We start from the raw sequence: 10,896 nt of genomic DNA on the forward strand, positions 1-10,896 counted from the left end.
GCCGCAGGCGACGCGGAACGCGCCCTTTACTCGGCCCGCGGAAGCACGACACTGGCCAGGAAGCGGGCGGCCCAACAGCAACACCACAGCCGGCGCTCAGGGGAGCGAGCGCCGGCACCGTTCACGAGGTCGGGCACTCCTTCCAGGCCAAGTGGTAGACCGTACTGATGTCCCCGTCCGTCGAGTCCATCGTCATGAAGCTGACCTTGTCGGGGGTCGCGGTGCCGGCGTTCACGCGCAGCTCGGTGTTGATGTTGAAGTTGCGCAGGACACCGCAGGGTGCCCAGACCAGTTGGGCCCAGTCGGTGGAGTCGGTGGCCTGCCAGTCGTCGTTGTAGGGGCCGTTGAGCGGGTGGGTCCGGGGCACGGTGTTCGACGAGCCCTGGAAGTAGTACGACGCCTTCTGCGTGCCGGTGGCACCCCGCTGGAGCGAGGCGAAGCCCCGGTAGTCGGCGCTGGCTATCGCGTAGGTGAAGCCCTGCGGGACGTGGACCACCAGGTTGAGCTGGCAGTTCTTGCGGAAGGCCGTGGGGTCGGAGTTGCCGCCGGCCTGGGCCAGGTAGGCGCTGTAGGTCACGGTGAAGGCCGTGTTGTCCGGCGAGACCGCCACGGCGGCCGTACCGGCGGGGCAGCCCGAGCCGTTGACCGTCGCCACGTCGATGACGATCTTGTCCGGGGGCGGGTCGTCGAAGACGGAGGAGGGGCTCTGGGCGGGCAGTGCGGTGGTGAGGAGAGCGGCAACGGCGCCGCTCAGGAGGACTCCACCAGCCATGGTTTCTCCCGGTTGTCGAGTGGGGGGTGCGCCTCCCGCCACATCCGTTCCGGGCCGCTCAAGCCGTTCAAGCCGTTCAAGTTTGAAGAAACTGTGTGCTCACCGTGAACAGGGGGTGGAGGCGTGGGTAGCGTAGGAAGCCCCGCCCGGTGCCGGGAGAGCGAACTCCGGCCATTCACATCGGGGTTTTCACGTCCTCCGCGACCGGCGCCCGCATCGCGTACCCCCGTGACACGCCGTGTGAGCGCCCGGTGGTCCGGACGCTCCCACGGCGGTCGGGTCGTTCACTCGCCCCGGACGCCCGTGGGGAGAAGCGTCCTGAGGGAGGTGACCGGATGGCCGATCTCCAGCGAGCCGAGGATGCCGTTGAGGAGGGAGGCGCCGGGAGCACCGGCGGGCGGGGCGGGGCGGACGGCCGCTTCGGCGGTGGAAGCGGAGGCCAGGAGGGCGGCCGTCAGGACGGTGACACAGGCGAGTTTCTTGATCATGCCCGCCCTAACGACGGATGCCCGTGCGGGAAACTCGTCGGTGCGCCGGCCGGGGGACGGGCGGTCCGCCTTACGGGTTCTCCCAGGCCGCCGGTTCCGCCGCCAGGGCGCGGACCGGCTCCGGGAGGGCGTCGGCCGCGAGGTCGGCGAGGGTGACGCCCTCCAGGACGCGGCGGACGTTGGCGCGCAGGGCGATCCACAGGGGCAGCAGCGGCTGGGCGGTGCCGGTGTAGGCGAGGCCGGTCGGGCGTTCGCCGCGTACCGACACGATCGGGCCGTCGACCGCCCGGATGACGTCGGCCACGGTGATCGATGCCGCGTCCCGTGCCAGGCGGTAGCCACCGCCTCCGCCACGCCGGCTGTCGACGATCCCGGCGCGTCGGAGGTCGCCGAGGATGCCTTCCAGGAACTTGTGCGGAATCTCCTGCACAGCGGCGATTTCCTCTGCCTTCACCGGGCCGTTACCCTGCCGTACGGCCAGCTCCAGTACCGCCCGTACCGCGTAATCCGCCCGTGCCGAGATCCTCATGGGTCCATTGTGGGGCGTGTCCGTGGGGAGAATGGCCGGACCGCGCCCCCGTAAGATCGCCCGGGAGGATCCACCTTGGCGCTCAGCAGACGTAACTTCAGTGCCCTGGCCGGCTCCGCCGCGCTCGGTCTCGCCCTGGGCGGCAGCGGCGGCCCCGGGGCGCCCTCGGCGTTCGCGGGGAGCAGTGCGCCGACCGGTCCGGCACCGTTGCCGCCGAGCGCCGACGGCGAGCGGCACACCATCGGGTACGACCGCTATTCGCTGCTCGTGGACGGGCGGCGGCTGGTGGTGTGGTCCGGCGAGATGCATCCGTTCCGGCTGCCGAGCCCGTCCCTGTGGCGGGACGTGCTCCAGAAGATGCGGGCGCACGGGTACAACGCCGTCAGTATTTACGTGGCGTGGAACTATCACTCTCCCGCGCCCGGCGAGTACGACTTCACAGGCGTCCGGGACCTCGATCTGTTTCTGCGGACGGCCGCCGAGACCGGGCTGTACGTCATCCTGCGGCCCGGTCCTTACGTCAACGCCGAGGTGGACGGGGGCGGCTTCCCCGGGTGGCTGACCGCGACCAAGGGCACGGCGCGGACCGACGACCCGGTCTATCTGGCGCACGTGGACGCGTGGCTGACCCAGGTGAACCGGATCGCCCGCCGGCATCTGTTCACGCGGGGCACCGGCACGATCCTGCTGTACCAGATCGAGAACGAGTACGACGCCCATGTGGGAGAGGCCGCCGGGCGGAACTACATGTCGCATCTGTACCGGAAGGTGCGGGGCGACGGGATCGACGTTCCGTTGTTCCACAACGACAAGGGGCGGAACGGGTACTGGGTCCCTGGGTCGTTCGACACCGGCGGGGAGAAGGGCGGCTGGCTGTACGGGTTCGACGGGTATCCGTCGCCGTCCCAGACCCCGCCGGACTGGGGGCACTACGGGCCCGGCGGCGCGAAGGGCGGGGCCACCGCCTCCCCGGCCACGCCCGGGTTCGTGCCCGAGTTCGGGGGTGGCTGGTTCGACCCTTGGGGCGGGGCCTGGTTCGACGGCAAGGGGTACGCCGAGTCGCGGCGCACCCGGGACGCCGCCTACGAACGGCGGTTCTATCTGACCAACCTCGCCAACGGGCTCACCCTGCACAACGTGTACATGACGTTCGGTGGGACGTCGTGGGGCTGGCTGCCCGCGCCGGTCGTCTACACGTCGTACGACTACGGCGCCGCCATCGACGAGGGCCGGAACGTCACCGACAAGATCGCGCCGATGCACCAGCTCGGCCATCTGCTCCAGCGCGTGCCCGACTTCGCCAAGCTGGACCGGGCGGCGGACGTGACCGCCGACGGGCTGAAGGTCTACCACCTGACCAACCCGGACACCGGCACCCATGTGTACGTCGCCCGCAACGACGGCACCGACCCGGTCACCACCGAGCTGCCCACCGACGCCGGCAGGCTGCGGATCACCGTGCCCGGCAAGGACGCCAAGCTGCTCACCACCGGGCTGCCGCTGGGCAAGCGGACGCTGAAGTACGCCACCGCCGCGCCCATGCTGTGCCTGACGGCGGGCCGGCAGGACATCGCCGTGTTCGCCGGGCGCCGCGACGAGATGGCCGAGCTGGTGCTGAAGTGCCCGGAAGAGCCCTTCGTGCAGCGGCTGGACCCGGAGGCCGGCTGGGCCTACGACCGGAACGAACTCCATGTGAACGCCCCCCTGGGCCAGGGCGGGCTGACGCGGGTGCTGGTGCAGAAGGGCGAGACGGACACCCCGCTGCTGCTGCTCTTCGCCGACGACGCCACCGCCGTCCGCCTCTTCCCGTACGACACCCCGTCCGGGAGCCTCCTCGTCTACGGCCCGGCGCTGCTGCGGCACGTGGAGCTGCGCGGCTCGGAGGTCCACCTGACCGGTGACGTCACCGAGCGGACGAGCGTGGAGGTGTGGGGTCCGCGCGGGATCGACACCCTGGTCTGGAACGGGCAGAAGCTGCCCACCCGGGTCACGCTCTCCGGCAGCCTGATGACCACCGGCATGCTGCCGGACGTGCCCGAGGTACGGCTGCCCGAGCTGGGCGGCTGGCGGATGCGCACGGAGAACCCGGAGGCGGGCCCGAACTTCGACGACTCGTCGTGGAAGGTCGCCGACAAGACCTCCTCGCACAGCACCACGGCCGTCCCGGACGGACAGCCGGTCCTCTTCGCCGACGACTACGGCTTCCACTACGGGGACGTCTGGTACCGGGGCAGCCTCACCGACACCACCGGCGTCGAGGAGGTCTCGCTCGCCTACAGCACCGGCACACAGGGCCTGCTGATGGCCTGGCTGGACGGCGAGCCGCTGGGCACGCACCGGATGCCGGTACCGGACAAGAACGTGACCATCCGCAAGGGCAGCTGGGCGGACACGGCGGTCTTCCCGGTGCGTGAGCGGCTGCGCTCCCCCGGCCGGCATGTGCTGTCCGTCCTCGTCCGGCGTATGCAGCACGACCAGGACGGCAAGGCGCTCGACACCCACAAGGTGGCACGGGGCCTGACGGCGGTCACCTTCAAGGGCGCGTCCCCGAAGGTGCGGTGGCGCGTCCAGGGCGCGGGTGCCCCCGACCCCGTGCGCGGGCCGATGAACAACGGCGGCCTGTACGGCGAGCGGGAGGGCTGGCATCTGCCCGGCTTCCGGGACCGGGACTGGGAGAAGGTGACCTTCCCGCGCGCGGCGCGGTACCAGGGGGTGACCTGGTACCGGACCACGTTCCGGCTGTCGGTGCCGGCCGATGTCGACGCGTCGGTCGGCCTGACCCTGGACGACGATCCGTACCGCGCCTACCGCGCCCAGATCTTCCTCAACGGCTGGAACCTGGGCCAGTACATCAACAACGTCGGCCCGCAGCACACCTTCGTCCTGCCGAACGGCATCCTGCGCACCCGGGGCACCAACAGCCTCGCGCTGGCGGTCCTCTCGGAGTTCACCACGCTGTCGGGCCCCGGGTCGGTACGGCTGACGCTGCTCGGCAGGGCGACCGGCGGGGTGCCGGTCGAGCCGGTCTGATCACGCCAGCCGGATCACGTTCCAGGACAGCGGCTCCAGTACGGCGGTGAGGGTGCCGTCCCTCAGGGCGGTGTCCTCGACCGGGTGCGGGGTGACGCGTTCGGGATCGGTGAGGGTGTTGCGGGCGTCGGGGTCGGCGTCCGCGAGCGCGCTGTGCTCGGTGACGGTGGTCAGCTCCAGTCCGCTGAGGGTGACGTCGAGGGGCAGCGGCTCGGTGCGGCTGCGGAGTGGTCTGCCGCCAGACCGGGCCGCCCGGCTCGGTCATGATCTGGCGATCACCTACACAAGCTCATAGGTGGTTCCTCGTTGAACAACGGTCGTCCGATCGCATGACGCGGACACATCCAGGCGCGTACGCTCGGACCAGCCGAAACCGGCGGTGGGAAGGGAGACAGATGAGTTTCGGGGGCGCGCGGGAGCAGGCGGCACGCCTGGCCTCACGACTGCGGCGCTCCCCCTCCGGCCCGGTCCGGCCCCGGCGTTCCGGCTCCGGCTCGGCGATGCGCGCCCTGGCCGGCGACCTCGCCGCCGCCGTCCGCGCCCGGCCCGAACCCCCCGACGGCATACGGGCGTTGTGCCGGGCACTGTGCGAGGAGATGAGCGCGCTGCGCGGCGGCCGGCCGCTGGAGCTGCGCTTCGAACGCTTCCCGGACGAGATCGAAGTGACCGGTCTGTGGGTCGAGTTCGCCGACTTCGACCTGGTCATCGTGGAGGAGCGGGCCGAGGCCGTGCAGCAACTGGTCATCCTCGGGCACGAGCTGTGGCATCTGCACGCCGGGCACCGGCACCACCACCTGGCCGGGGCCGTCGCCGCCCGCGCCCTCGCCGACGCGCCCGGCTGGCGGGAGGCGGCCCTCACCGTGGCCGCCCGCGACGGCTCCCGGGAGGCCGACGAGGCCGAGGCCGACGACTTCGGCCACCGCCTGGCCACCCTGTTCCGGGGCCACCTCTGCGGGACCCGCACCACCCCGCTGGACCCGGTGCAACGCTCCCTCGGATACCGAGGACGCGGAGGAACGGCCCGGTGAGGGAAGGAACCGCCCGGTGACCCGGCTGGCGCTGAACCCCTCGGGATTCCTCAGCGAGTTCTACATCTCCTTCTGGATCCCCACGGCCGTGCTCACCGCCGCCCTGGTGATCAAGCTGCCCACCATCATCCGGCTGTGGCGGGACCCGTTGCTGCGCGCGGTCGGCGGACTGCTGCTGCTCGCCTGCGCGGTGTTCGTGTTCTGCACCCCGTCCACGATCGCCGCCGTCAACCGGCTGACCGGCGTACCCAACATCTCGGCGCCCTGGTGCTATTCGCTCATCACCGCGTTCTGCGGCTCCTGCCTGCTGCTCATCATCACCTGGCGCAACGGCCTGTCCGACCGCTCGGCCGCCACCCGCCGCGCCATGCGCTGGGTGATCTCGGTGTACTCGGGGGTGATCGCCGCCCTGTGGGTGCTGTTCCTGCTCGCCGACGCCCCCGAGGAGCGGCTGCGGGACCTGGACACCCACTACGCCGCCACCCCGTTCATGCGCGAGGAGATCCTGCTCTACCTCGTCGCGCACGCCGTGGCCTGCCTGATCACCTCCCGGCTGATCTGGAACTGGGTGCGCACCGAGGGCCTGGACGCCTGGCTGCGCTGGGGTCTGAAGCTGCTGGGCGCCGGTTACGTCCTGAACCTGATCTTCGACGCGGTCAAGCTGATCGCCGTCGTCGCCCGCTGGTTCGGCCAGGACCTGGACTGGCTGAGCACCAATCTGGCCCCGCCCGTGGCCGCGCTCTCCGCCATCCTCATCGCCGTCGGCTTCATCCTGCCGCACGCCGGCCAGTACCTGCACGACCGCTGGCGGGTCCGGCTCGCCCACCGCGAACTGCGGCCCCTGTACCAGCTGATGCGCACCGCGAGCGGCGAGGGCGTGCCGTTCGTGCTGCGCGCCACGCCCGAACTGCGGCTCACCCGGCGCGAGACGTTCATCCGCGACGTGCTGCTGCCGCTGGCCCGGCACATCGACACCGGTCTCGGCCGACGCGCGTACGACTCCGCGCTCGGCCTCGGTCACCCGCCCGAGCGGGCCCGCGCGCTGGCGGCCGCGGTGAGCATCCTCGACGCCATCGAGACGAAGGCCCGTACGCCGGAGCCGCCCGAGCCGGCCGCCGGGCCGGACACCACGAACCTGCTCCAGGAGATCGGGGCCGTCTCCCGGGCCCTCCGCCGTCCCGACGACATCGCGGCGGTGCGCGTGCGTGCGGCCGTCCCAGCAGAGAGCGTTGCCGTTCATGAGTGAGCACAGACCCACCGCCGTCGTCCTCGGCGGCTCCCTCGCCGGCCTGCTCGCGGCCCGCGCCCTGACGGCCGGCGGCGCCCGGGTGACGGTGGTCGAGCGGGACGCGCTGCCCGACGGGCCCGCGCCCCGCAAGGGACTGCCGCAGGCCCGGCATGTGCATCAGCTGTGGTCGGGCGGGGCGCGGGCGCTGGAGGAACTGCTGCCCGGGGCGATCGGGCGGTTGCGCGCGGCCGGGGTGAGCCGGGTGCCGATGACCACGGACATGGTGGCGCTGTCCCCGTACGGCTGGTACCGGCGCTGGGCCGAGTCCGCGTTCATGCTGCCCGCGAGCCGGGATCTGCTGGACTGGGTGGTACGGCGGCTGGTATTGGCCGACGGGCGGATCGAACTCGTGGAGCGGGCCGAGGCGACGGGGCTCACCGGCACGGACGGCGCGGGCCGCGCGGTGACGGGGGTGCGCATCCGCGCCCACGACAGCGCCGAGCGGACGCTGACGGCCGACCTGGTCGTGGACGCGACCGGGCGTGGCTCGCGGGCGGCGGGGTGGTTGACCGGACTGGGGCTGCCCGCCGTGGAGCGGCGGGAGGTGGACTCCGGGCTGGTGTACGCGAGCCGGCTGTACCGGGCGCCGGAGGCGGCACGGGCCGGCTTCCCGGTCGTCAACATCGAGCCCGATCCGCGCGGGGCCGGGACCGGGCGCGGGGGTGTGTTGATGCCGGTGGAGGACGGCAGGTGGATCGTCACGCTGTTCGGGGGGCGTGGCGACGAAGCGCCGTCCTCCGCCGGGGAGTTCGCGCGCTATGCCCGTGAGGAGCTTCGGCATCCGCTGATCGGGGAGCTGCTCGGCGCGGGCGCGGAGCCGCTCGGCGAGGTGGCGGTCACGCGTACGACGGCGAACCGGCGTCACTTCTTCGAGCGGATGCCGGTGTGGCCGGAGAACTTCGTGGTCGTCGGCGACGCGGTGTGCGCGCTGAACCCGGTGTACGGGCACGGCATGGCGGTGGCCGCGCGATCGGCGCTGGCGCTGCGGGACGTGGTACGGCGTCGGGGGCTGGGGAGCCCAGGACTGGCCCGGGAGGCGCAGAAGGCGGTCGGGCGGACGGTCCGGGCGGCATGGGATCTCGCCGTCGGAGCGGACGTGTTCTATCCCGGCGCGACCGAGCAGGGGCCGACGCTGCGGGACCGGGTGCTGGCCGCGTACGTCGGCCGCCTGCTGTGGACCGCCACGGGCAACGGGCGCGTGGCCCGCCGGGTGACGGACGTGACGGCGCTGGAGCGGGGGGCGGAGGTGTTGTTGGCGCCGAGTGTGCTTTTGGCTGCGGTGGCGGGGCCACTGAAGCCGGCGCTTGCGGCTCCGCCGCTGACGTCGGAGGAACGGAGGGCGGCGGGGTTGTAGGGGGGTGGGGGTTGGGGGGTTGGGGGGCTTGTGCCGTTCGCCGGCTGCGGGTGCGTCGTGGGGGGGCGCAGGTGGGGGGTGGCTTGTGCCGTCCGCCGGCTGCGGGTGCGTGGGGGTTGCTCGCGCAGTTCCCCGCGCCCCTTCGGGGGCGCCGAGGGGGTGGCCTCTGCCGTCCGCCGGCCGCGGGTGGCGTGGGGGCTGATCGCGCAGTTCCCCGCGCCCCTTTGGGGCGCTCCCCAGCCGCGGGCAGTCGTGCTGCTGGGGCGGCACGGGTGGGCGCGGCGGCACCCTGGCAGCGCCGCGTTGCGCGGCCCACCCCCGAGCCGCGTCAGCCAGGTCAGCCCTTGAACGCCGGTTGCGGGAGGCCCTTGCCCGCGTCCGGTATCACCAGGAGCGAGCCCGACAGGGGGTCGGAGGGCGGCAGGCCCGTGCGGGCTGTGGTGATGTAGAGGTCGGTCAGGTCGGCGCCGCCGAACGCGCAGGCCGTTGTGCGGGGGGTCGGCAAGGTGATCACCCGGTCCAGCTCGCCGGCAGGCGTGTAGCGGCGGACCGCTCCCCCGTCCCACAGCGCCACCCACACGCAGCCCTCCGCGTCGACGGTCAGCCCGTCCGGGAAGCCCGCGCCCTCCTCGATCTCCACCAGCGGGCGGCGATCACGGATGCCGTCCTCGTCGAAGTCGAAGACGTCGACACGCCGGGTGGGGCTGTCGATGTAGTACATCAGGCGGCCGTCGGGGCTCCAGCCCGTGCCGTTGCTGACCGTGACGTCCGGCAGGACCGTCCGCACGGCGCCGTCCCCCGTCAGCCGGGACAGCGTGCCCCCGCCCGGCGCCTCGTCGTACCGCATCGTGCCCGTCCACAACGACCCGTCGGGCGCCACCGCCGCGTCGTTCGCGCGGCGGCCCGCGACCGGCTCGTGGCGCAGCCAGCGGAACGTGTCGTCGGGGTCCAGCAGGCCCACGCCGTCCCGCAGGTTGAGCACCATGCCGCCGCCCGCCCGGGGCTTGGCCGCGCCGACGTGCTGCGGCGTCGTACGGACCGTGCGCCGGCCGGAGGAGGGGTCGTAGGTGTGCAGCCGCATGCCCAGGATGTCGAGCCAGACGAGCCGGCCCGTCGCCGGGTCCCAGGTGGGGCCCTCGCCGAGCGCGGCCTCCGCCCGCACCGCGACCTCGTACGCCGTCATGCCGCGCTCCGGTGGCCCAGCCGCTCCGACAGTTCCGCCGCGCCCTTCGCGGCCAGCTGCTCCAGCTCGGCCCGGCGCTCGTCGCTCCAGCGGATCATCGGGACGGAGATGGACAGCGCGGCCACGACCTGGCCGGTGCGGTCGCGGACCGGCGCGGCCACGCAGGAGACGTCCGGGTTGGACTCGCGGCTCTCGACGGCGATCCCGCGCTGCCGGATCTCCGCCAGGGCCTCGCGCAGCGCGGCCGGTTCGGTGATGCTGTTCGGGGTCATCGCGACCAGCTCGGCCTCGTCGGGTACCCGCGCGGCCAGCTCCGGCTCGGGCAGCGAGGCCAGCAGCATCTTGCCGACGGAGGTGCAGTGGGCGGGCAGCCGGCGGCCGGCGGCGGAGACCATGCGGACGGCGTGCGTGGAGTCGACCTTGGCGATGTAGATGACGTCGGTGCCCTCCAGGATGGCCACGTGCACCGTCTCGTCGCAGGTCTCGGCGACGGAGCGGGCCACCTGCTGGCCCTCGGCGGCGAGGTCGAGCTGCTCGGCGTAGCGGCTGCCGAGCTGGTACGGGCGTACGCCGAGCCGGTACCGTCCGGGCTGTCCGGGCACCGGCACGATGTACGACCGTGCGGCGAGCGTGGTGACCAGCTCGTGCACGGTGGTGCGGGGCAGCTGGAGCTTGCGCACGATGTCGGGGGCGGAGAGCGTCCCGTCCCCGTCGAGGAACAGCTCAAGAATGTCGAGAGCCCGGGTCACGGCAGGCACGAGGCGTCCCACGTCCGGCCCCCTCCCTTGGGTCTAAGCGCCTGTGTCGGTGATATCGGCGGTCGAGACGTCCGGGACGTTCGAGATATCAACAGGCGATCGGCATGACGAACACAGGCTAGTCATGGAGAGGTGCCCGGGCAATGGGTCGGGAGGGACACCCGTGGTCACGGGCACCATGGACCCATGGATCTCGACTTCCAGCTGGTCCTGCTGCGCCGCATGGCCGACCACAACCCGGACCTCGTGGAGGACGCCCGGCGGCGGCTGGGCGCCTCGGTCGCCGACATGCGGGAGGCCAACAAGCGGTGGCAGGCCATGGTCCGCTCGCCCCGGGCCCGGGGGGGGGGGGGGGCCCCCCCCCCCCCCCCCCGCGCCCCCCCCCCCCCCCCCCCCCCCCCCACGCCGGGCGGCGACGAAGAAGCCCTGGGGGGGGCATCGCCCGCGTTGCTCCTCCCTCGCTTCT

The 10,896-nt window shown here is 72.8% G+C and carries 9 protein-coding genes and 1 pseudogene; 4 read left to right on the forward strand and 6 right to left on the reverse strand.

Translation table 11 applies throughout. The features are described from left to right. Positions 1 to 121: 121 nt before the first annotated feature. The 3 genes from ACZ4WH_RS43355 to ACZ4WH_RS43365 form a co-directional block, all read right to left on the reverse strand. Positions 122 to 772 carry a DUF4360 domain-containing protein gene (locus ACZ4WH_RS43355; protein ID WP_468191669.1) on the reverse strand — a complete coding sequence of 217 codons (651 nt, stop codon included), beginning with the start codon at positions 770 to 772 and terminating at the stop codon, positions 122 to 124. A 284-nt stretch (positions 773 to 1,056) separates the two neighbouring features. Then, the gene (locus ACZ4WH_RS43360) at positions 1,057 to 1,260 is read right to left on the reverse strand and encodes a hypothetical protein (protein ID WP_468191672.1); all 204 of its coding nucleotides are present in this window, start codon (positions 1,258 to 1,260) and stop codon (positions 1,057 to 1,059) included. A gap of 70 nt (positions 1,261 to 1,330) precedes the next feature. After that, positions 1,331 to 1,789 (reverse strand): RrF2 family transcriptional regulator, encoded by a 459-nt coding sequence (locus tag ACZ4WH_RS43365; RefSeq protein WP_468191675.1) that lies wholly within the window; start codon positions 1,787 to 1,789, stop codon positions 1,331 to 1,333. Between the two features lie 75 nt (positions 1,790 to 1,864). Between ACZ4WH_RS43365 and ACZ4WH_RS43370 the strand changes: the two genes are divergently transcribed. Then, the gene (locus ACZ4WH_RS43370) at positions 1,865 to 4,819 is read left to right on the forward strand and encodes a glycoside hydrolase family 35 protein (RefSeq protein WP_468191678.1); all 2,955 of its coding nucleotides are present in this window, start codon (positions 1,865 to 1,867) and stop codon (positions 4,817 to 4,819) included. On the opposite strand, the pseudogene ACZ4WH_RS43375 reads toward ACZ4WH_RS43370, so the two are convergent. Continuing rightward, a pseudogene (locus ACZ4WH_RS43375) lies at positions 4,820 to 5,044 on the reverse strand (alpha-L-arabinofuranosidase C-terminal domain-containing protein); the annotation flags it as partial. A gap of 170 nt (positions 5,045 to 5,214) precedes the next feature. Between ACZ4WH_RS43375 and ACZ4WH_RS43380 the strand changes: the two are divergent. Genes ACZ4WH_RS43380 through ACZ4WH_RS43390 form a run of 3 tightly spaced genes read left to right on the forward strand, consistent with a single transcriptional unit; the run spans position 5,215 to position 8,489 of the window. Next, positions 5,215 to 5,847 (forward strand): toxin-antitoxin system, toxin component family protein, encoded by a 633-nt coding sequence (locus tag ACZ4WH_RS43380; RefSeq protein WP_468191681.1) that lies wholly within the window; start codon positions 5,215 to 5,217, stop codon positions 5,845 to 5,847. Positions 5,848 to 5,863: 16 nt separating this feature from the next. Then, positions 5,864 to 7,093 (forward strand): MAB_1171c family putative transporter, encoded by a 1,230-nt coding sequence (locus tag ACZ4WH_RS43385; RefSeq protein WP_468191684.1) that lies wholly within the window; start codon positions 5,864 to 5,866, stop codon positions 7,091 to 7,093. Next, complete coding sequence (locus tag ACZ4WH_RS43390; RefSeq protein WP_468191686.1) at positions 7,086 to 8,489, forward strand: NAD(P)/FAD-dependent oxidoreductase; 1,404 nt, start codon at positions 7,086 to 7,088, stop codon at positions 8,487 to 8,489. The genes ACZ4WH_RS43385 and ACZ4WH_RS43390 overlap by 8 nt, the downstream gene beginning before the upstream one ends. Positions 8,490 to 8,826: 337 nt before the next feature. Here the strand turns inward: ACZ4WH_RS43390 and ACZ4WH_RS43395 are convergent, their stop codons facing one another. Together ACZ4WH_RS43395 and ACZ4WH_RS43400 are read right to left on the reverse strand one after the other, a co-directional pair. Beyond that, positions 8,827 to 9,672, reverse strand: a complete 846-nt coding sequence (locus tag ACZ4WH_RS43395) for an SMP-30/gluconolactonase/LRE family protein (protein WP_468191689.1) — start codon at positions 9,670 to 9,672, stop codon at positions 8,827 to 8,829. Then, complete coding sequence (locus tag ACZ4WH_RS43400) at positions 9,669 to 10,442, reverse strand: IclR family transcriptional regulator (RefSeq protein ID WP_468191693.1); 774 nt, start codon at positions 10,440 to 10,442, stop codon at positions 9,669 to 9,671. The genes ACZ4WH_RS43395 and ACZ4WH_RS43400 overlap by 4 nt, the downstream gene beginning before the upstream one ends. Positions 10,443 to 10,896 lie beyond the last annotated feature (454 nt).

This window comes from Streptomyces sp. NPDC029138, from assembly GCF_055564375.1.

Coding starts and splice junctions, on each gene's coding strand:
- ACZ4WH_RS43355 (WP_468191669.1), bottom strand. CDS start 772: ATGGCTGGTGGAGTCCTCCTGAGCGGCGCCGTTGCCGCTCTCCTCACC.
- ACZ4WH_RS43360 (WP_468191672.1), bottom strand. CDS start 1,260: ATGATCAAGAAACTCGCCTGTGTCACCGTCCTGACGGCCGCCCTCCTG.
- ACZ4WH_RS43365 (WP_468191675.1), bottom strand. CDS start 1,789: ATGAGGATCTCGGCACGGGCGGATTACGCGGTACGGGCGGTACTGGAG.
- ACZ4WH_RS43380 (WP_468191681.1), top strand. CDS start 5,215: ATGAGTTTCGGGGGCGCGCGGGAGCAGGCGGCACGCCTGGCCTCACGA.
- ACZ4WH_RS43390 (WP_468191686.1), top strand. CDS start 7,086: ATGAGTGAGCACAGACCCACCGCCGTCGTCCTCGGCGGCTCCCTCGCC.
- ACZ4WH_RS43395 (WP_468191689.1), bottom strand. CDS start 9,672: ATGACGGCGTACGAGGTCGCGGTGCGGGCGGAGGCCGCGCTCGGCGAG.